15 protein-coding genes, 3 tRNA genes and 1 pseudogene are annotated in these 19,543 nt (G+C 63.6%); 13 read left to right on the top strand and 6 right to left on the bottom strand.

Going from position 1 to position 19,543, the window contains the following annotated elements; genetic code table 11:
• The first annotated feature begins 34 nt into the window (after positions 1-34).
• The 3 genes from H7U20_RS11510 to H7U20_RS11500 are packed head-to-tail and all read left to right on the top strand — an operon-like array spanning position 35 to position 3,083.
• On the top strand, positions 35-1,195 hold the full coding sequence (locus H7U20_RS11510; RefSeq protein WP_199759283.1) for an ATP phosphoribosyltransferase regulatory subunit: 1,161 nt from the start codon (positions 35-37) through the stop codon (positions 1,193-1,195).
• Between the two features lie 4 nt (positions 1,196-1,199).
• Entirely contained in the window at positions 1,200-2,513 is a 1,314-nt protein-coding gene (locus H7U20_RS11505) for an adenylosuccinate synthase (protein ID WP_199759282.1), read from the top strand.
• A gap of 24 nt (positions 2,514-2,537) precedes the next feature.
• Complete coding sequence (locus H7U20_RS11500) at positions 2,538-3,083, top strand: phosphoribosyltransferase (protein WP_199759281.1); 546 nt, start codon at positions 2,538-2,540, stop codon at positions 3,081-3,083.
• Between the two features lie 79 nt (positions 3,084-3,162).
• On the opposite strand, the gene H7U20_RS11495 is transcribed toward H7U20_RS11500, so the two are convergent.
• On the bottom strand, positions 3,163-3,486 hold the full coding sequence (locus tag H7U20_RS11495; RefSeq protein ID WP_199759280.1) for a hypothetical protein: 324 nt from the start codon (positions 3,484-3,486) through the stop codon (positions 3,163-3,165).
• 309 nt (positions 3,487-3,795) lie between these two features.
• Between H7U20_RS11495 and H7U20_RS11490 the strand changes: the two genes are divergently transcribed.
• The gene (locus tag H7U20_RS11490) at positions 3,796-5,799 is read left to right on the top strand and encodes a TonB-dependent receptor plug domain-containing protein (protein ID WP_233410683.1); all 2,004 of its coding nucleotides are present in this window, start codon (positions 3,796-3,798) and stop codon (positions 5,797-5,799) included.
• Between the two features lie 114 nt (positions 5,800-5,913).
• Positions 5,914-6,510: a MarC family protein gene (locus tag H7U20_RS11485; protein ID WP_199759278.1), complete on the top strand. Its 597-nt coding sequence runs from the start codon at positions 5,914-5,916 to the stop codon at positions 6,508-6,510.
• Positions 6,511-6,655: 145 nt separating this feature from the next.
• Here the strand turns inward: H7U20_RS11485 and uvrB are convergent, their stop codons facing one another.
• A complete protein-coding gene (uvrB, locus tag H7U20_RS11480) occupies positions 6,656-8,743 on the bottom strand; it encodes an excinuclease ABC subunit UvrB (protein ID WP_233410682.1) in 2,088 nt (695 codons plus the stop codon).
• A gap of 122 nt (positions 8,744-8,865) precedes the next feature.
• On the opposite strand from uvrB, the gene H7U20_RS11475 reads away from it, so the two are divergent.
• Positions 8,866-10,080 (top strand): amino acid aminotransferase, encoded by a 1,215-nt coding sequence (locus tag H7U20_RS11475; protein WP_199759277.1) that lies wholly within the window; start codon positions 8,866-8,868, stop codon positions 10,078-10,080.
• Positions 10,081-10,200: 120 nt separating this feature from the next.
• Positions 10,201-10,276, top strand: a tRNA-Asn gene (locus H7U20_RS11470).
• Positions 10,277-10,576: 300 nt separating this feature from the next.
• On the opposite strand, the gene H7U20_RS11465 is transcribed toward H7U20_RS11470, so the two are convergent.
• Complete coding sequence (locus tag H7U20_RS11465) at positions 10,577-10,873, bottom strand: type II toxin-antitoxin system TacA family antitoxin (RefSeq protein ID WP_199759276.1); 297 nt, start codon at positions 10,871-10,873, stop codon at positions 10,577-10,579.
• A gap of 232 nt (positions 10,874-11,105) precedes the next feature.
• Between H7U20_RS11465 and H7U20_RS11460 the strand changes: the two genes are divergently transcribed.
• From H7U20_RS11460 to H7U20_RS11445, 4 genes are all read left to right on the top strand, one after another.
• Complete coding sequence (locus H7U20_RS11460; protein WP_199759275.1) at positions 11,106-12,476, top strand: HD-GYP domain-containing protein; 1,371 nt, start codon at positions 11,106-11,108, stop codon at positions 12,474-12,476.
• A 112-nt stretch (positions 12,477-12,588) separates the two neighbouring features.
• Positions 12,589-12,664, top strand: a tRNA-Asn gene (locus tag H7U20_RS11455).
• A gap of 266 nt (positions 12,665-12,930) precedes the next feature.
• A complete protein-coding gene (locus H7U20_RS30215; RefSeq protein WP_233410681.1) occupies positions 12,931-13,554 on the top strand; it encodes a choice-of-anchor C family PEP-CTERM protein in 624 nt (207 codons plus the stop codon).
• Positions 13,555-13,665: 111 nt separating this feature from the next.
• Positions 13,666-13,741, top strand: a tRNA-Asn gene (locus H7U20_RS11445).
• 57 nt (positions 13,742-13,798) lie between these two features.
• On the opposite strand, the gene H7U20_RS11440 is transcribed toward H7U20_RS11445, so the two are convergent.
• From H7U20_RS11440 to H7U20_RS11430, 3 genes and pseudogenes are all read right to left on the bottom strand, one after another.
• A complete protein-coding gene (locus H7U20_RS11440; RefSeq protein ID WP_199759274.1) occupies positions 13,799-14,437 on the bottom strand; it encodes a PEPxxWA-CTERM sorting domain-containing protein in 639 nt (212 codons plus the stop codon).
• Positions 14,438-14,644: 207 nt separating this feature from the next.
• Positions 14,645-14,938, bottom strand: a pseudogene (locus H7U20_RS11435) (response regulator transcription factor); the annotation flags it as partial.
• Between the two features lie 88 nt (positions 14,939-15,026).
• Entirely contained in the window at positions 15,027-16,115 is a 1,089-nt protein-coding gene (locus H7U20_RS11430; RefSeq protein WP_199759272.1) for a M28 family metallopeptidase, read from the bottom strand.
• A gap of 738 nt (positions 16,116-16,853) precedes the next feature.
• Here H7U20_RS11430 and H7U20_RS11425 point away from each other — a divergent pair.
• Together H7U20_RS11425 and H7U20_RS11420 are read left to right on the top strand one after the other, a co-directional pair.
• Positions 16,854-19,040, top strand: a complete 2,187-nt coding sequence (locus tag H7U20_RS11425; RefSeq protein ID WP_199759271.1) for a TonB-dependent receptor — start codon at positions 16,854-16,856, stop codon at positions 19,038-19,040.
• 228 nt (positions 19,041-19,268) lie between these two features.
• Positions 19,269-19,520, top strand: a complete 252-nt coding sequence (locus tag H7U20_RS11420) for a hypothetical protein (RefSeq protein WP_199759270.1) — start codon at positions 19,269-19,271, stop codon at positions 19,518-19,520.
• Positions 19,521-19,543: the final 23 nt, after the last annotated feature.

Genomic DNA, 19,543 nt, shown 5'->3' with positions numbered 1-19,543 from the left:
CATTTTTTAATCCTTTTCCGTATCCAGTTTCCCCATGCCGAATTGGCTTTTGCCCGAGAATATCGCCGACGTTTTGCCGTCGGAAGCACGCAAGATCGAAGAACTGCGTCGCCTGATGCTGGATAATTTCCGTCTGTACGGATATGAACTAGTGATGCCGCCGCTGCTCGAATACCTGGAGTCGCTGTTGACCGGCGCCGGCCAGGACACCGATCTGCGTACCTTCAAACTGGTCGACCAGATTTCTGGCCGCATGCTCGGCCTGCGCGCCGACATGACCACCCAGGTGGCGCGCATCGACGCCCACCTGCTCAACCGCGATTCCGTCACCCGCCTGTGCTACGCCGGCAGCGTGCTGCACACCCGTCCGTCGGGCCTGCACGCCACCCGCGAGCCGCTGCAGATCGGCGCCGAGATCTACGGCCACGCCGGCCTCGAAGCCGACGCCGAGATCCAGGAACTGGCGCTGGCCTCGCTGGCCCTGGCCGGCTTCGACGAGGTGCGCCTCGACCTGTCGCACGTCGGCGTGCTGCGCGCCATCATCGGCGCCGACCCGGCCGCCGCCAAGGACGAGGCCGCGTTGTACCTGCTGCTGCGCGCCAAGGACGTGCCCGGCCTCGACCGGCTGACCGCGCGCTACGCGGCGCCGGTGCGCGCCGCGCTGCTGGCCCTGCCCAACCTGTACGGCGACGTCGAAGTGCTGGCGCGCGCCCGCGCCGAGCTGCCCGAGTTGCCCGGCATCGGCAAGGCGCTGGCCGAGCTGGCCGCGTTGGCGGCCTCGGCCATCGGCCGCGCCGAAGTGGCGATCGACCTGGCCGACCTGCGCGGCTACCAATACGAAAGCGGCGCGATGTTCGCGCTGTACGTGCCCGGCCTGCCCAACGCGGTGGCGCGCGGCGGCCGTTACGATCACGTGGGCGAAGCCTTCGGCCGGGCCCGTCCCGCCACCGGCTTCTCGCTCGACCTGCGCGAACTGGCGCGCCTGCTGCCGACCGCGGAGCGCAAGCATTCGATCCGCGCGCCGTGGGGCAATGCGCCGGAATTGAAAGAAAAAATCGCCGAGCTGCGCAAGTCCGGCGAAGTGGTGATCCAGTCTCTGCCGGGTCACAGCAACGAGCAAGACGAGTTCGAGTGCGACCGCGCGCTGGTACTCGCCGACAATGGTAATAACTGGATTCTTAAAAACTTAGGTTAGTGTGATGTCAAAGAAAAATATGGCTAAAAACGTCGTCGTCATCGGTACCCAATGGGGCGATGAAGGTAAGGGCAAGATCGTCGATTGGTTGACCGATCATGCGCAAGGTGTGGTGCGCTTCCAGGGCGGCCACAATGCCGGCCACACGCTGGTCATCGGCGGTGTCAAGACGGCGCTGCAACTGATCCCGTCGGGCATCATGCGTCCGGGCGTGGCCTGCTACATCGGCAACGGTGTGGTGGTGTCGGTGCCCGACGTGCTGCGCGAGATCGACAAGCTCGAAGGCGTCGGCGTCGAAGTCGCTTCGCGCCTGAAGGTGTCGGAAGCCTCGCCGGTCATCCTGCCTTACCACACCGCGCTCGACGCGGCCCGTGAAGCGGCCCGTGGCGCCGCCAAGATCGGCACCACCGGCAAGGGCATCGGCCCGGCCTACGAAGACAAGGTGGCGCGCCGCGCGATCCGCATCGCCGACCTGCTCAACGAGAAGCGCTTCGCCGAGAAACTGGCGGAGAACCTCGATTACCACAACTTCGTGCTGGAAAACTACCTGAAGGCACCCAAGGTCGACTACCAGAAAACCCTGGACGACGCGCTGGCCTACGTGCCGCGCCTGCGGCCGATGGTCACCGACGTGTCGAGCGCGCTGTACGCCGCCCACAAGGCCGGCGCCAACCTGCTGTTCGAAGGCGCCCAGGGCTCGCTGCTCGACGTCGACCACGGCACCTATCCCTTCGTCACCTCGTCGAACTGTGTGGCCGGCAACGCCGCCGCCGGTTCCGGCGTCGGCCCGAACATGCTGCACTACATCCTGGGCATCACCAAGGCCTACACCACCCGCGTCGGCTCCGGCCCGTTCCCGTCGGAACTGCCGACCGATGCGGGCGTCGGCCACCACCTGGCCCAGGTCGGCCACGAATTCGGCACCGTGACGGGCCGCGCCCGCCGCTGCGGCTGGTTCGACGCCGCCCTGCTGCGCCGCTCGGTGCAGATCAACGGCGTGACCGGCATGTGCCTGACCAAGCTCGACGTGCTCGACGGCCTGGAAACGCTCAAGCTGTGCACCGGCTACAGCGTCGACGGCAAGCATGTCGACATCTTCCCGGCCGGCGCCGAGGAAGCGGCGCGTTGCGTGCCGATCTATGAGGAAATGCCGGGTTGGACCGACAGCACCGTCGGCGCGAAATCGCTCGCCGCGCTGCCGGCCGCCGCCCGCGCCTACATCAAACGTATCGAAGAGTTGGTCGGCGTGCCGGTCGACATGGTATCGACCGGTCCCGATCGCGAAGAAACGATCGTGCTGCGCCACCCGTTCGAGTAATTCAGTAATAAAGGAAACATCAGCATGACGAACCCACAAACCAACGAAAAACATCTCTGGGTGTCCTGGGACGAGTACCACCGCCTGATCGAGCGTCTGGCGTTGAAGGTGCACGAATCGGGTTGGAAATTTGACCAGGTGCTGTGCCTGGCGCGCGGCGGCGTGCGTCCGGGCGACGTGTTCTCGCGCATCTTCGACGTGCCGCTGGCGATCCTGTCGACCAGCTCCTACCGCGAAGAAGCCGGCACCGTGCGCGGCGACCTCGACATCGCCAAGTACATGACGATGACCAAGGGCCCGCTGCAAGGCAGGATCCTGCTGGTCGACGACCTGGCCGACTCGGGCGTGACCCTGGTCAAGGTGATGAAGCATTTGACCGACAACTTCGAAGGCGTCACCGAGGTGCGTTCGGCGGTGATCTGGACCAAGGGCAGCTCGGTGTTCAAGCCGGACTACCAGATGGAAGAACTGCCGCACAATCCGTGGATTCACCAGCCGTTCGAAGACTACGACGGCATCCGTCCGCACCAGTTGGCGGCCTGGATCAAGAAGGGCGAGAGCGCGGCGTAAGCTGGCTCAAGCAACAAAAAAGCGACCTTCGGGTCGCTTTTTTATTGCCGGGGGAGGGCTTGGCGGCGCCGACCCGGCCTCAGCCGGCGATCACCGTGTTGTCGGCGGCGCCGCTGGCGTCGGCCGGCACCGTCACGGTGGCGCCCGGCGTGGTGCGCACCGTGTTGAGGTGGCCGTTGACGGTGATGACGGTGTTGTTGGTGCCGCGCACCACCGTGCCGGCCGGCACCATGACGGTTTGGCCGGCGTTGAGGATGATGCTCTTGCCCGCCGTCAGCGCGGACGGCGTGCCGGGCGCCGTTGAGGCGGGCAGGCCGGCGGCCGGCCCGGCGTCGTAGCCGCCGCCGCAGGCGGCCAGGCCGGCGCAGGCGAGGGCGAGCAGGAATTGTGCGGATTTCGTCATGTCTGTCGTCTCTTCTTGTGAATTTTGTAATGAGGCAGGATAGGACGGGCCTGCTTCTTTGTCCATAGAGGAAAACCTCGAAAGGACAGGCGCGTTGTGGCGCTGTTGTTGTAATTTTGGCTTGTGTTGCTAATAAAGCCATTCCGGGGAATACAATGGCTTGGCGTCCATCGGGAGATGGTCGGCGCCGCTTCACTCCGGGAGAAGAGCATGCAGGGTTTGACGCCCATGACCGTCTCGATGAGTCCGTCCCATGGGCGCCCTTGCGCGTCGTGCCGCATCTGCTGGCCCGCCGCCGGCGCTGTCTGCTTGTCGGCGGCGCTGCTGCTGCCGGCCGGCCCGGCCCGCGCCGTCGAACACGGCGGTAACGATTTGACCGAGCTGTCGCTGGAGGAGTTGGGCGCGATCGACGTCAGCGCCGCCTCGCTGCTGGGCACCGGCCTGCTCGATGCCGCCTCGTCGGTGAGCGTGGTGCTGCCGGAACAGTGGCAACGGGCCGGCGCCCACCGCCTGCTCGACGCGCTGGAGGGCCAGCCCGGCGTGTTGGTCCTGCCGCACACCAGCGGCAACCAGGTGCTGGCGGTGCGCGGCTATGCCCGCAGCACCTCCTACACCGGGGTGGCCAGCAGCTGGGACGGGGTGCCGTTGAGCGACCTGTTCCGCGCCGCGCCGCAATTCAACCTGCCCAACATCAGCCTGGGGGCGCTGAGCCAGATCCAGCTGATCGCCGGCCCCGGCTCGGCGCTGTACGGCAGCGACGCCTTCCACGCCCTGGTGGCGCTGCGCGGTTACGAGGCGGCGTCCGACCAGCGCAGCCTGCGCGGCACGGCCGGCAGCAACGGTTATTACGACGCGGCGCTGCAGCTGAGCCAAGGCCTGGAGCAGGCCGGCCGCGTCAACCTGGCGCTGGCCGCCAACGGCCAACCGGGGCAAGACCGGATCGCCCGCGCCGTCAATCCGCTCAACGGCCAGCCGCTCGTGGTGGTGCGGGCCAACCGTTATGCCACGCAGACGTTGTCGCTGAAGTATTTGTCCGAGCCGGAGCGGCCGCTGTCCTGGTTCGCCAACCTGGCGCTGCACCACGATACGGCCGACGCCTTCCAGGGACTGGGCACGCGGCTGTCCGGCGGCGACGACCTGGGCTGGCTGGACAGCCGCTTCCTGCTGGGCCAGGCCGGCGTGCGGCGCCAGCTGGAGCGTGGTGGCTGGCTGGAATGGAAGGCGTATTACTGGCGCATCGACAACGACCTGGCCAGCCATTTGCGACTCGCCAGCGGAGCGGTGCGGCGCGACCTGCGCACCGAGCAGTTTCGCGGCGGCTGGCAAGCCACCTATCGCGCCGAGTACCGGCCCTGGCGCACCGACTGGGCGCTGGCCCTGGGCGACGAGTGGCTCGGCGTCAACCGCGCCCGCGCCGGCCTGGCCACCTTGGCCGGCGCGCCGCTGGACGAGGTGCGCAATCCGGCCGAGGGGGCGCGGCGCCGCGTCCACAGCGCCACGCTGGAGGTCAACACCCACTGGGCCGAGCGGCGCTGGGGCTTGGTCTATGGCGGCCGGCTGGACGACTATTCCGACTTCGGCCGCCACGTTTCGCCACGCCTGGGGCTGGTCTACCGGCCGCAGGACGACAGCGCCATCAAGCTGCTGTACGGCCAGGCTTTCCGCGCGCCGTCGGCGGTGGAGCTGGGCGGCGCCCAGGGCAGCGTGCTGGGCAACGCGTCCTTGAAACCGGAGGTCATCGACAGCTACGAGCTGGTGGCGCTGCGCCAGCGCGCCGACTCGCTGCTGCAGTTGACGCTGTTCCGCACACTCTGGCGCGACGGCATCGCCGCCATGTTGCTGGCGCCCAACAAGCTGTCGCAATATCTCAACGTCGAGCGCAACGACGCCTACGGCGCCAGTGCCAGCCTGCACTGGCAGGGCGGCGGCTGGCTGCTCGACGCGGCCGGCTCCTACGTGCGCAGCCGCAATTCGCGTAGCGGTGCCACCTACAATTTGTTTCCCACCACGATGTTCAGCGTCGCCGTCGGCCGCGCCGTGTTCGATCCCTCCTGCCAGCTGTATGTGAGCCAGCGCTGGCAGGCGGCGACCGACGACGTGCCGACCACCGAGGGTTTTCCGGCGCAACGGTTGCGCCCCTATGCGCGCACCGATGTGACGCTGAGCAAGCTGCTCTCGCCACAGTTGAGCGCATCTTTACAGCTGCGCAACTTGTTCGACCGCGACAACCGCCTGCCGTCGCCGCCCGCCTCGCTGGGTGGCATTCCCGACGAGCGCTTCGGCGTCAACCTGAGCTTGCAGTATCGTTTTTGAGGGCCGGGCGGGCTTGCCGGAGGAGGGTTGATTTTTGAGGAAATAGGCTGCTCTGTAGTAACATTGTGGAAATGGCGTCATCGTCGTCGTCCACTATTTCAGACCAGGCCCGCAATGACCCAGAATTTCTTCCAGACCTTTATCCTGTTGCTGCTGGTGACCGATCCCTTCGGCAACGTGCCCTTGTTCGCCAGCGTGCTCAACCCGGTGCCGCTGGCGCGCCGGCCGCGCATCGTGATCCGCGAGTGCATGATCGCCTTCGTCTTGCTGCTGACCTTTATGTTCTTCGGCCGGCATTTCCTGACCGCGCTGCAATTGTCCGAGGTGTCGCTGCGCATCGGCGGCGCCGTGATCCTGTTGCTGATCGCCATACGCATGATCTTCCCGCATCCCGACGGCGTGCTCGGCAAGACCGATGGCGGCGAGCCCTTCATTGTGCCGCTGGCCATTCCGGCGCTGGCCGGGCCGTCGGCGCTGGCCACGGTGTTGCTGTTCTCGCGCGAGAGCACCGGCGAGATCCTGGTGCACGTCGCCGCGCTGACCGCCGTGCTGGTGGTGTGGCTGGCGGTGTTCCTCGGCGCCGAGCGGCTGCAGAAGGTGCTTGGCCCGCAGGTGATGACGGCCTTCGAACGGCTGATGGGCTTGATTCTGACGGCGATGTCGGTCGAGATGCTGCTGGGCGGCATTCGCGAGTTCATCAAGTCCCTGTAGCGCGCCCTGGCGTTCCGCGTCGGCGGACCGCCGCGCAGGCGGCAGTCCATACCCCGTATGCCCATTGGCTCAGCATAGGTTCCCGCCTGCGCGGGAACGACGACGGGGCCTGCGCGGGAACGACGACGGGTTTTGAGGGGGGCGCTTAAGGTGCGGCGATGGCGGCCAGGTTGTCGGCGCCGGGCGCGCCGAACAGCTGCTGCTTGAGCACGTGCAACTGGTCGCGCACCTGCGCGGCCTTCTCGAACTCCAGGTTCTTGGCGTGGTCGAGCATGGCCTTTTCCAGCCGTTTGATCTCCTTGCTGATCTGCTTCTCGCTCATCGCTTCGTACTTGGCCTGTTCCTGCGCCACCTCGCGTTCCTCGCGCGCATCCTGCGGGCTGTAGACGCCGTCGATCAGGTCGCGGATCACCTTGGTGACGCCGCGCGGCACGATGCCGTTGGCGGCATTGAAGGCGATCTGCTTGTTGCGGCGCCGTTCGGTCTCGTCGATGGCGCGGCGCATCGAGTCGGTGACGCGGTCGCCGTACAGGATCGCCACGCCGTTCAGGTTGCGCGCGGCGCGGCCGATGGTCTGGATCAGCGAGCGCTCGGAGCGCAGGAAGCCCTCCTTGTCGGCGTCGAGGATGGCCACCAGCGACACCTCGGGCAGGTCGAGGCCCTCGCGCAGCAGGTTGATGCCGACCAGCACGTCGAAGGTGCCGATGCGCAGGTCGCGCAGGATTTCGACCCGCTCCACCGTTTCGATGTCGCTGTGCAGGTAGCGCACCTTGATGCCATGGTCGCCCAGGTACTCGGTGAGCTGCTCGGACATGCGCTTGGTCAGCGTGGTCACCAGCACCCGTTCGTTCTTGGCGATGCGGTCGTGGATCTCCGACATCAGGTCGTCGACCTGGCTGCTGGCCGGCCGCACGATGATCATCGGGTCGACCAGGCCGGTCGGCCGCACCACCTGCTCGACCACCTGGTCGGCGTGGCTGTTCTCGTAGTCGGCCGGGGTGGCCGAGACGAACACGGTCTGGCGCATCTTGGCCTGGAACTCCTCGAACTTGAGCGGCCGGTTGTCCAGCGCCGACGGCAGGCGGAAGCCGTAGTCGACCAGGTTGGTCTTGCGCGAGCGGTCGCCGTTGTACATCGCGCTCAATTGGCCGATCAGCACGTGCGACTCGTCGAGGAACATCAGGGCGTCGGGCGGCAGGTAGTCGATCAGGGTCGGCGGCGGCTCGCCCGGCAGCGCGCCGGACAGGTGGCGCGAATAGTTCTCGATGCCCTTGGTGAAGCCGATCTCGGCCATCATCTCCAGGTCGAAGCGGGTGCGCTGCTCGATGCGTTGCTCCTCGATCAGCTTGGTGTCGCGGCGGAAGAATTCGAGCCGCTCGCGCAGCTCGTCCTTGATGGTCTCGATGGCGCGCAGCACCGTCGAACGGGGCGTGACGTAGTGCGAGCCGGGGTAGACGGTGAAGCGGGGAATCTTCTGCTTGACGCGGCCGGTCAGCGGGTCGAACAGCTGGATCGATTCGAGCTCGTCGTCGAACATCTCCAGGCGCACCGCCAGCTCGGCGTGCTCGGCCGGGAAGATGTCGATGGTGTCGCCGCGCACGCGGAAGGTGCCGCGGCCGAAGTCGACCTCGTTGCGGGTGTATTGCATCTGGATCAGGCGGGCGATGATGTCGCGCTGGGCGACCCGGTCCTTGGCGCGCAAGGTCAGGATCATCTGGTGGTACTCTTTCGGGTTGCCGATACCGTAGATGGCCGAGACGGTGGCGACGATGATGACGTCGCGCCGCTCCATCAGGGACTTGGTGCAGGACAGGCGCATCTGCTCGATGTGCTCGTTGATCGACGAGTCCTTCTCGATGAACAGGTCGCGCTGCGGCACGTAGGCCTCGGGCTGGTAGTAGTCGTAGTAGCTGACGAAGTACTCGACCGCGTTCTCCGGGAAGAACTCGCGGAACTCGCTGTAGAGCTGGGCCGCCAGGGTCTTGTTCGGCGCGAAGACGATGGCCGGCCGGCCCATGCGGGCGATCACGTTGGCCATGGTGTAGGTCTTGCCGGAGCCGGTCACGCCGAGCAGGGTCTGGTAGGACAGGCCGTCGCTGATACCCTCGCACAACTGGGCGATCGCGGTCGGCTGGTCGCCGGCGGGCGGGAAGGGCTGGTGCAGCTTGAACGGGGAATTCTCGAATGTAACCACGTTGGGCGCGGAGTTGTCTACTATTGGTAATTCTGCCATGTTCTCAGCCATATCCTCAGACCTTTGTTAAAATATTGGCCTGCCAACGGCCCTGGCGCGGTAACTCAGGGCTACTGCGCACAACCCGCCGCGAACCGCCTCCAATCGAATCGAATCTTATCATGACGAACCCCTCCGTTTCAGCCAGCCTGTTCAGCGCCATCGAGATGGCCCCCCGCGACCCTATCCTGGGTATCACCGAAGCCTTCAACGCGGATCAGAATCCGGCCAAGATCAATCTTGGCGTCGGTGTCTATTATGACGACAACGGCAAAGTGCCGCTGCTGGCGTGCGTGCAAAAGGCGGAAGCGATACTGATCGAACAGGCCGCGCCGCGCACCTATCTGCCGATCGAGGGTCTGGCGGCCTACGACAAGGCGGTGCAGGAGCTGGTATTTGGTGCCGACAGCGCCGTGATTCAAGAGCGCCGCGCCGTCACGGTGCAGGCCATCGGCGGCACCGGCGCGTTGAAGATCGGCGCCGACTTCCTGCAGCGCTTCGCGCCGGGCGCCCAGGTCTACATCAGCGATCCGAGCTGGGAAAACCACCGCGCCCTGTTCGAGAGCGCCGGCTTCGTCGTCAACAACTACGCCTACTATGATGCCGTCACGCACGGCGTCGATTTCGCCGGCATGCTGGCCGACCTCAAGGCGATGCCGCGCGGCTCCATCGTGCTGCTGCACGCCTGCTGCCACAACCCGACCGGCGCCGACCTGAGCGGCGCGCAGTGGGACGAAGTGATCGCCGCCGTCGGCGCCGGCGGCCTGGTGCCCTTCCTCGACATGGCTTACCAGGGCTTCGGCGCCGGTATCGCCGAGGACGGCGCCGTGGTGCGCCGCTTCGCCGCCAGCGGTGGCCCATTGCTGATTTCCAACTCGTTCTCGAAGTCGTTCTCTCTGTACGGCGAGCGCGTCGGCGCGCTCAGCGTGGTCGCCGCCAGCGCGGAAGAGGCCGGCCGCCTGCTGTCGCAACTCAAGCGCGTGGTGCGCACCAACTACTCGAACCCGCCGGTGCACGGCGGCAAGGTGGTCGCCACCGTGCTGACCACGCCGGAACTGCGCCAGTTGTGGGAAGAGGAGCTGGCCGGCATGCGCGTGCGCATCAAGGAAATGCGCGACGCCTTCGTCAAGAAGCTGCAAGAGAAAGCCCCGGCGCACGACTTCGCCTTTGTGCGCGACCAGATCGGCATGTTCTCCTACTCGGGCCTGAGCAAGGCCCAGGTCGAGCAGCTGCGCGCCGAATCGATCTACGCGGTCGACACCGGCCGCATCTGCGTGGCGGCATTAAATTCGCGCAACATCGATATCGTGATTGACGCCATCGCCAAAGTCCTTTAAGATCTTGCTTCTTCGGATTGATCGCAAGATCGATTCGAAAAGGCAGCACGGAATACGGATCGGATTGCTTCATCAGCACCTTGATGATGTGGAAGAAACAGTATAAAATGTTGCCTCTAATCCCTGATAGCTCAGTTGGTAGAGCGACGGACTGTTAATCCGCAGGTCCCTGGTTCGAGTCCAGGTCGGGGAGCCAGAACAAGTAAAAAGGCCACGTTGAAAAACGTGGCCTTTTTCGTTTACCGCTCATGGTTTGTCGCAACTCCACCGGCAACTCTGTCAAGGGAAGCTGGGAGCATGAGAGTGTGTAATAGGCTCTGATGATGGGGGCGTCTGTTTCGATCAAAACGAAAGGTGCGGCCGCATATTTTTCGGCATCCTGCCGCGCCTGCCGTTTCAGATAGCGATTGAGTTCATCGTTGCCGCAGTCGAAGACACTGCGGTCATGTCCTTTTTGAAGAGGGACAATGTATTCAGGGGTCAAGATGAGGGCCAATCACAGCCTCGATTTTTGTCGATAGTTCTCGATTGCCTGACGCAGGCGGACGCCGGGCTCCGGCGGATTGAGCAATTCCGTCACAAAGGAAATCTGCTCCTCGCGCGACAGGCGGATGAGTTCGTGTTCTTGGACGATTTTGGCCGCTGCCTGCTGCGTGCTATCAATCACGAACTCGCTGAGCGTCCGCCCGGCCAGCGCGGCGGCGCGCTGGAAGAGGGCTTTCTGCTCGCTCGGCACGCGCGCTTCCAGTCGAGCATTGCGGGTCTGTTCTGGCGTTTTAATTGCATCCGACATGGCGCGGCTCCCATGTAAACTTGCTTGAGTTGTCCTTGGAACGTATTGCGGCTGTGCGGACAAGTCTAGCCCAAAGTAAGGGCTGAACGTAGCATTTTTCGCTGGCGCGGTGGTCGGATCAGTAAGTGTGGTTTAAGTTACTACGTAGTAATATATATTGCCCGTAAGTAATTTAATGGATATCATTCCGGGAGTTAATTTTCGGCCCCGCGCCGCTCCCGGAAGGAACCCCATGTCACCCCTACAAGCCGCCCCCGTCAACAGACATTACCTGGACAAGGTGATGGCGGTGGCCGAAATCATGGCGGTGGAGGTGATCGTCGACATTCTCGACGTGCGCGGCATGAAGCTGGTGGCCAAGGGCACCCAGGTCACCCGGGTCCTGCAGGAAAAGCTGATCCTGCACAAGTTGCGCCAACCGTTCGAAAGTTCCGTGCGGGTGTGCGGCGGCGTCGAGCCGAAGGCCATCGTCGCCATCGCCAGCCGCCTCATCGACACCAGCCCGCCGGTCGCCCACATCCTGCGCGCCAGCGGCAAGGGCGGCGCCTCGGTGTTGGCGCAGCTGGCCCGGCTGGAGTTCGGCAGCGCCCTCGGGATGATGCTGACCGTGGCCGACCGCAGCGGCGCGCACGCGCTGGAGCACGCGGTGCTGGTCAGTCTGCTGTCGATCTGCATGGCGCAGAAGCTGCGCCTGAGCGAGCAGGAGCAGATGGTGGCCGGCCTGGCGGGCATGCTGCACGATGTCGGCGAGTTGTACATCGCGCCCGCCTACCTGGCGCGCGGCAAGCGCCTGCTGCCGCACGAGTGGTCGCACATCGTCGTGCATCCGCGCATCGGGCAGATGCTGATCGACGAACTGGGCGCCTATCCGGCGGCGGTCGGGCGGGCGGTGGCCGAGCACCACGAGCGCTTCGACGGCAGCGGTTACCCACGGCAGATCGGCGGCAGCCAGATCAGCGCGCCGGGCCAGGCCGTGGCGGTGGCCGAGATGATCGCCGGCTTGCTGTTGAAGGACCATCCGCTGGAGCGCGCCGAGCTGGCCCTGAAGATCATTCCCGGCGAGTATTCGCACGAATTGTTGTCGGCCATCTCGGGCGCGCTGCGCATGGCGGCCCCGGAGGCGGGCGCCGATCCCGTCCGCGCGCAGGGCGGCGAGGGCGTGGAGCGCCTGTTCTGGCGCATCGCGGCCATCCTCGACGTCGGCGAGGGCTTGATGGTGGGGCCGGCGGCGAAGTCGCCCAGCACGCTGCAACTATTGCACAAGACGATGGAGCGGGTGCGCAACATCCGCCGCGCCTTCATCAGCACCGGCCTGGACGTGTATGTGCGGCCCGAGCCGGACCTGGGCGTTGGCGCCGACGACATGCTGCTGTTCGAGCGCGAGGTGGCCGGCCGGGAGATCCAATGGCGGCTGCGCGACATCGCGCGCGATCTCGCCCTGCAGACCTCGACGCCGGACGAGCGGGTGGTGTTGGCGCCGCTGGTGCGCATGCTGGACGACGACCTGCCCGGCGCGACGCCAGGCGGACTGGTCGCGCTGCCGTCGCCGGGGCGTTTCAAGCCCGCCGCCGGCGCGGCCAATATGCAGCGCCGCGCCGCTTGAGGGCGGGGCGCGGCTGCTTGTCCAATTTTTGTGGTCAATCGACGATGCCATGAAAATTTTTCGCGCAAGGGGGAGCAAAATTGGTTTTGAGCAGCTATAATGCGGCCTCTTTTCCCTGATAGCTCAGTTGGTAGAGCGACGGACTGTTAATCCGCAGGTCCCTGGTTCGAGTCCAGGTCGGGGAGCCAGAATGATAAAAAATGACGCGTTGATCGCGTCATTTTTTTTGCCCCCTGCAAATCCCCTCCCCAAATAAAATCTGGCAATTCAGGCAAGCTTGCTCTGAACAGATGTGCATTGCAATTCCATCGGGAAATATTGCATGCTTTTTGTCTCTTTTTCGACGCAAATATAAATTTCCAAAAGCAAATATCTAGTGCTTTGTTGACATTTAATTTCTTTCATTTGATAATCGACTCAAGGCATCATCCTTCAACCCGTCAGGAGTTCCGTCATGTTCAAGATCAAAACCAGCTTCGCTATTGCCGCCTTTGCCTTGTTGACCCCGTTGGCGCACTCCGCCGAACTGATCACGAATGGCGGCTTCGAGTCGAGCTCGTTCAGCGGCAACTTCCAGACCATCAACGCCGGACCTGGTTTGGCTGGCTGGAGCGTCGACAGTGGCAGTGTCGACCTGATCAACACGTATTGGGCGCCGGCGTTGGGCCAATACAGCCTGGATCTGAATGGCAATAGCGCCGCGACCATTTCGCAAGCCTTTGCCACCGTCCTGGGGCAGACCTATAACGTCAGCTTCGACATGGCGGGCAACACCGACGGCGGCGGCAACATCAAGACCATCACCGCAGGCGTGACCGGCTCCAATACGTTCACCTTCGATGCGGCCGGCAAGTCGCACGGCAGCATGGGCTGGGAAAGTCGGGCGTTCAGCTTCGTGGCCACCTCGGCCCTGAGCACCTTGTATTTCTCCGGCAGTCCTGCCAACACCTATTATGGCGCGGCGCTGGACAATATTTCCGTCACGGCGGCAGTGCCTGAGCCGGAGACTTACGGCATGTTACTGGCTGGCATGGGCTTGTTTGGTTTTCTTGCACGCCGCAGGAATTCGGCCAAATAAGTCGGGCAGGGTACTGCTGGCAAGAAAATCCCGCCGAGTGCGGGATTTTTTAAGAAATATTCCCCGCAGGGTCGCCAATTTCGTTTTGAGCGGATATAATTCGGCCTCAATTCCCTGATAGCTCAGTTGGTAGAGCGACGGACTGTTAATCCGCAGGTCCCTGGTTCGAGTCCAGGTCGGGGAGCCAGAACACAGCAAAAAGCCCAGCCTTAACCGGCCGGGCTTTTTTGTTTTTCAAGCAGGCTTATGCTTGCTTTCTGCGGCGCGCGGCGCATCCCACCAGCGCCAAGCCGCCCAGCAGCATGGCATACGTTTCCGGTTCCGGCACCGCAGTGATCGAGGACAGGAACTCCGCGCGCAAGCCGCTCGGGTTGCCCCCGCCAGCCTCATTGATGACCAGGAATTGCACCGTATTGATGCCGCTGACAAAGCCGCTGTTGGCCGCGAAGTTCGACCAGCTGCTGAAACCGGTCCCGGTGCCGATGAGGTGCCCGTTCAAATACGCGGACACCAGGTTGTCGGCGGCCATGCGTCCGGTGAACCGGGCACCGGCAAGTTGCGCATCGCTCACATTGAAACGCAAGGTATAGGAATAGATCCCGATCACATCGGGGTCCAGCGATGCGCTGCCCAAAGGCATGGGGGTGATCCATTTCGATGCGCCGCTGTTCGGCAGCCATTCGCCGCGAATCGACCCGTTCCCGCTGATGTAGGGGTGATCGCCGGGCAAGACGGTGCTGCCCGAGATGACTTTCAGTTGATAGTTGTCGTCGGTGGTAAAGGACGAGCCGGCGCCGGTGTTGTAAAGCCCTGCGATCGTGCCGGCGTGCGCCGAGGACAATGCCAGCAGGGACAAGGAAAGTGCCGCTAAGACTTTTTTCATCTGAATTGACTCCACGGGGTGGTGGTGGGGGAACCCACTCGTTCAGCCCGGCCTTGCTTGCAGGGCGTGAGCGGAGAGGGTGGGGGCAGAGCGGCCATTATTAAATTGATAAAATGTTTTGTCTGTAGCGCAAACGCGCTACAGCGCCCGGCCTATCCAACCTCGGCTTGGCGTTTGGCGCTGCCCGGGATCTCGCTGGCGCGGGTGTTAATCCGGCAGCAAACCCCGGGTGCGGGCCTCATAGATGGCTTCCGCCTTGGACCGCACTTCGAGCTTGCGGTAGATGCGCCGCACGAAACTACGCACCGTGAAAGGCGACAAGTCCATCAGCCGGGCGATTTCCTGCGCGGTGAAGCCTTTGCTGGTATACGTCAGCACTTCCTGCTCGCGGCTCGACAGCGGCGTGGGTTCGGCCGGCGGCTGCCATCGCGGGGCGCGTTCCGCGTCGAGCAGGAGGCGCGCCAGCACCTGGTGCGCGATGCTGGGGCTGATCGGGCCGCCGGCGCCCACCTACCGTGCGCGGTGGTTGCCCGCCGCCCCGCGCTTTGCGCAAGCGTTTCCTGACCGACATTACGCCCGGGCTTGCCCGTCAGGGTTTGACATGCTCCCTGGGGTCCTGGTCCACTTTCCACAAGAAATCAAAAATGGTTTTGGTGACGATGGCGGCGGGGGCGAAGCGCACGTTGTTCCAGCTGTCGGTGGTTTTGTGATAGTTGGGAATGCCCTCCGCCAAGCCAAACACGCGGTTGTTGATGCCGATTTTGCCGAAGGGGCCGGCGTCATAGTGAAACGTCGCGTCGTTGCTAGGCGGGTATTCATGGGAATACTCATCGCTGTCATCTTTGCTGTCGTTGTACACCTCGTCAAACCAGGTGTCGGCATAACGCGCCAACTGGGCCTGCGTAAAACCGCGCCACTTGTCGTAGCCCAAGCCGATCATGTCGATGGAAATCATCAGGACGATATTCTCATTGGGAAAGTCGGGCAGGGGATGGGCGACGTGGTACATGGAGCCCATTTCATGCTGTTCTTCCGCGCCATAGGCGACAAACATCAGGGTGCGTTTGTTGAGTTTGTTGCTCGCCTTGTGTTGTGCAAACATGCGCGCCAGTTCCATGGTCGCCGCCAGGCCCGACAAGTCGTCATTGGCGCCGGGGTAGTGCAAGCCGTCCGGGGTGCGGCCCAGGTGGTCGCGGTGGGCACTGATGATGATGACCTCCCTGGCCAAGTCCGGGTCATTGCCCGGGATGATGCCGATCACATTGCTGGTGGCCATGCGCTCACCCAATAGTGGGTTCTCGGGGTTGCCATGGCTCTGGCCATCGGGCTCGACGATGGTGGTGCTAAAGCGCTGCAGATAGCCGTCGGTGCCCGCAGGCAGCAGCCCTATGGCTTTGAACTCGTTGACGATGACGTTGAGTGACAGGCTATCCCCCGCTGTGCCCGGCAAGCGGCCTTCGTATTTGGGGCCGGCCAGCTCTTTGACCAGGTCGCTCATTCTCTGGGCGTTGACGAGTGGCGTTTTGCCGGCGCTGTCCGGGCCAGGCCTCAGCGCGGCGCTGGCTGGATTGGCGCGGTCGGCAATGCCGCCGGCGCGGGCGTCCAAGCTCAGCGCCGAGCTGGCGAGCAGGCCGGTGCTCAGCAGGCACAGAGCGCCGCAGCGTAAAGAAAATTTCATAAAAATCCTTCCTGTCCCCCCTGTGTTTTTTGGGAGGGGCATGTAACAAACTTGCGGTTGGTCGGTACAATACGTTACTTAATGTTACACGGCCGCATTCTAACATGCTAAAAAGGCAAAAATGTACATAATTCAATGTTGCGAGGCGCCAGTAATGGCCCTTGTCCAGTTGCCTGAGCTGGACCTCGTTGGCCTGCATCGCATAGTTCATGGGAGGGGATTGATTTTTATAGCTATCCGTTAGCATGCCGGGCGTCGCGTAGAGGACGGGCGGGCCGAAGGCGCCGACAAAGCCGGCAGCAGTGCCATCGGGACGAAGTCTCGATGGATATTCGCATGATATTTCTATAAAAACGCAAGAAATTTCCATGGCATATGCGAAATGCCAGTTTATTTAGTTGAAAACTGTTGTATCTGGCACAGCTGTGGCTATATTGGACTTGCTATACCCACTATCAATGCCAGACAATACCGCCTTTCTGCAAGTCGGCACATTCCAGACATCTTCAAGATGCGGGCCGGACCAGCGCCCGCCATCATCCCGGCCAGTTCCTTCACGCGAACCGCCGCCAAGGCGAGGCGCATGGCGCGCCCAGTTTTGCCGAGGGCGGGGCGATCCCCCGCTTGCGCCGCCGCCCCTGGCACGTCCGGGCGGATTGGACGGCGTCCATACAAGAGGAAACAGGAGACAACTGTGAACCACTCTTTGTACGAATTTTATTAAACCGAGGAATGTAAATGATCAAACTGTCCAAGATGCACAAGCGCCTGCTGGCGCTGGGTGCGGCGATGCCTATTGGCTCGGCCATGGCGCAAAGCGTGCCAGCCAGCGCGCCGCAACTGGAAACCGTCACCGTGACGGCGCAGCGCCGCACCGAGAACATCCGCGAAGTGCCGGTGTCGGTGTCGTCGCTGAACAATGAGAAGCTCGACGTGCTGCTGTCCGGCGGCCAGGATATCCGCCTGCTGGCCGGCAAAGTGCCGAGTCTGAACGTGGAATCGTCGACCGGCCGCGTCTTCCCGCGCTTCTACATCCGCGGCTACGGCAACAGCGACTTCTCGATCTTCGCCTCCCAGCCCGTCTCGCTGATCTATGACGACGTGGTGCAGGAAAACCCGATCCTCAAAGGCTTCCCGCTGTTCGACACGAAGAACGTCGAAGTGCTGCGCGGCCCGCAGGGCACCCTGTTCGGCCGCAACACCCCGGCCGGCGTGGTCAAGTTCGAATCGGAAAAGCCGAACCTGAAAAAGGTCGAGGGCTACTACAACCTGTCGTGGGCGACATATAACACCATCAACGCCGAGGGCGCCGTCAACGTGCCGCTGAGCCAGGAGTGGGCGATGCGCGTGTCGGCCCTGCGCCAGCACCGCGACAACTTCGTCGACAACACCACCACCGGCCAGCAGGACGCGCTGGAAGGCTACAACGAACACGCCGAGCGCGTGCAGTTCCTGTACGCCCCGAACGCCACCTTCAACGCCCTGTTCAATGTGCATCAGCGCACCACCACCGGCAGCTCGCGCGTGTTCCGCGCCAACATCATCAAGCCGGGCAGCAACGACCTGGTCGACGGCTACGACAACGGCAAGGTCGCCAACAACGGCCTGAACTACCAGAACCTGCGCACCAACGGCGCCAGCGCGCGCCTGAGCTGGGACCTGGACGCGGTCAAGCTGTACTCGATCACCGGCTACGAGTCGGTCGGCAAGTACAACAGCCGTGGCGACATCGACGGCGGCAGCGTGCAGCCGGGCGTGCCGTTCCAGGTGGAATCGGCCGCGACGATGCCCGAGCTGAAGCAATTCAGCCAGGAATTCCGTGTCGAGTCGAAAAACACCGGTCCGCTGAACTGGCAGAGCGGCCTGTACTACTTCCATGAGGACGGCAAGGGCGGCGCCGACGGCTACGACAGCACCAAGGGCAACATCCAGACCTCGCACCTGCTGAGCCAGCAGGTCAACACCGCCTGGGCCGCCTTCGGTTCCGTCAACTACGCGGTCAGCGACGCCTTCTCGCTGCGCGGCGGCCTGCGTTACACCTACGACAAGAAGCACTTCGCCACCGTCGAGGCGGACCACGTCGTGCAAGTGGCGCCGCAGTCGATCGGCGAGAGCAAGTCCAAGGTCAACTGGGACCTCAGCGCCGTCTACAAGCTGAACAAGGACGTCAACGTCTACGCCCGCGTCGCCACCGGCTTCCGCGCGCCGAGTATCGCCGCCGCCAACGACAAGGTCGCCATCACCGTGGCCGACGCCGAGACCATCACCTCCTACGAGGCTGGCATCAAGGCCGACCTGTTCAACCGCCGCGCCCGCGCCTCGTTCAGCGTGTATGACTACGACATCAAGAACCAGCAGCTGACCGTGGTCGGCGGCCTGTCCAACGTCACCAAGCTGATCAACGCCGCCAAGACCAAGGGCCGTGGCGCCGAGATGGATCTGGAAGGTTTCGTCACCAACCAGCTGAAGATGAGCGTCGGCGGCAGCTACAACTTCACCGAGATCCGCGATCCCAGCCTGAGCCTGCCGGTGTGCCGCACCTGCACGCCGCTGAACCCGGTCGTCAACGGCCAGATGCTGCTCAACGGCAATGCGCTGCCGAACGCGCCGAAATGGATCGCCAACGCCACCGCGCGCTACTCGATCCCGCTGGAAAACGGCGAGCTGTTCCTGTTCACCGACTGGTCGTACCGCACCAAGGTCAATTTCTTCCTGTACGAGTCGAAGGAATTCACCGGCAAGCCGCTGGCCGAAGGCGGCGTGCGCATCGGCTACATCTGGCAGGACGGCAAGTATGAAGTGGCCGCCTATGGCCGCAACATCACCAACCAGCAAGTGATCACCGGCGCCATCGACTTCAACAACCGCACCGGCTTCGTCAACGAGCCGCGTCTGTGGGGTGTGCAGTTCAAGGGCGGCTTCTAAATCGTCCCGGTAATTCCCCGCCGCACAAAAAACCCAGCCCTCGCCGGCTGGGTTTTTTATTTGGCGCGGCACTGGGAAAACGACATTTCCTTGCGGAATGTAACAATCAGGTGGACGAGATATACACGGTTCAGTATTCTCTAGGTATTCGGCCGTGCGAGCGACGCCATCCCAAGGGGGCGGCGGGACCGCGTGTTGCGGGCGCGCCGGCACGCAAAGGGGAAGGCCATGCAGATCACCGATTCGGCGCCGCAGACAGCGCGGTTGCTGGACGAATTGCTCGACGGGCGGGAAGTGGCGCCAGCGGCCTTGCAGGCCGTGCAACGCATGCATCGTCTGGAGGGCGCGGTCAATCTCTTGCAAGAGCGGCTGGCGGCCATGCCGGCCGGCAATGCGCGTTCCCCGGAGCGACGCGAGGAAATCGTCCGCCTGCTCAGTCAGGTGGCCTTGTTCCGCCTGGCGTTGAAGGATGAAAAGTAGGTTTCAAAAATAAACAAGGGGAA

The organism is Rugamonas violacea (genome assembly GCF_016461825.1).
In the GTDB taxonomy this organism is placed as follows: Bacteria; Pseudomonadota; Gammaproteobacteria; order Burkholderiales; family Burkholderiaceae_D; genus Rugamonas.
This window is presented reverse-complemented; position numbering and strand designations above follow the sequence as displayed.

Coding starts and splice junctions, on each gene's coding strand:
- H7U20_RS11440 (WP_199759274.1), bottom strand. CDS start 14,437: ATGAAAAAAGTCTTAGCGGCACTTTCCTTGTCCCTGCTGGCATTGTCC.
- H7U20_RS11425 (WP_199759271.1), top strand. CDS start 16,854: ATGATCAAACTGTCCAAGATGCACAAGCGCCTGCTGGCGCTGGGTGCG.
- uvrB (WP_233410682.1), bottom strand. CDS start 8,743: ATGGCAGAATTACCAATAGTAGACAACTCCGCGCCCAACGTGGTTACA.
- H7U20_RS11430 (WP_199759272.1), bottom strand. CDS start 16,115: ATGAAATTTTCTTTACGCTGCGGCGCTCTGTGCCTGCTGAGCACCGGC.
- H7U20_RS30215 (WP_233410681.1), top strand. CDS start 12,931: ATGTTCAAGATCAAAACCAGCTTCGCTATTGCCGCCTTTGCCTTGTTG.
- H7U20_RS11500 (WP_199759281.1), top strand. CDS start 2,538: ATGACGAACCCACAAACCAACGAAAAACATCTCTGGGTGTCCTGGGAC.
- H7U20_RS11495 (WP_199759280.1), bottom strand. CDS start 3,486: ATGACGAAATCCGCACAATTCCTGCTCGCCCTCGCCTGCGCCGGCCTG.
- H7U20_RS11485 (WP_199759278.1), top strand. CDS start 5,914: ATGACCCAGAATTTCTTCCAGACCTTTATCCTGTTGCTGCTGGTGACC.
- H7U20_RS11475 (WP_199759277.1), top strand. CDS start 8,866: ATGACGAACCCCTCCGTTTCAGCCAGCCTGTTCAGCGCCATCGAGATG.
- H7U20_RS11505 (WP_199759282.1), top strand. CDS start 1,200: ATGTCAAAGAAAAATATGGCTAAAAACGTCGTCGTCATCGGTACCCAA.
- H7U20_RS11510 (WP_199759283.1), top strand. CDS start 35: ATGCCGAATTGGCTTTTGCCCGAGAATATCGCCGACGTTTTGCCGTCG.
- H7U20_RS11420 (WP_199759270.1), top strand. CDS start 19,269: ATGCAGATCACCGATTCGGCGCCGCAGACAGCGCGGTTGCTGGACGAA.
- H7U20_RS11465 (WP_199759276.1), bottom strand. CDS start 10,873: ATGTCGGATGCAATTAAAACGCCAGAACAGACCCGCAATGCTCGACTG.
- H7U20_RS11460 (WP_199759275.1), top strand. CDS start 11,106: ATGTCACCCCTACAAGCCGCCCCCGTCAACAGACATTACCTGGACAAG.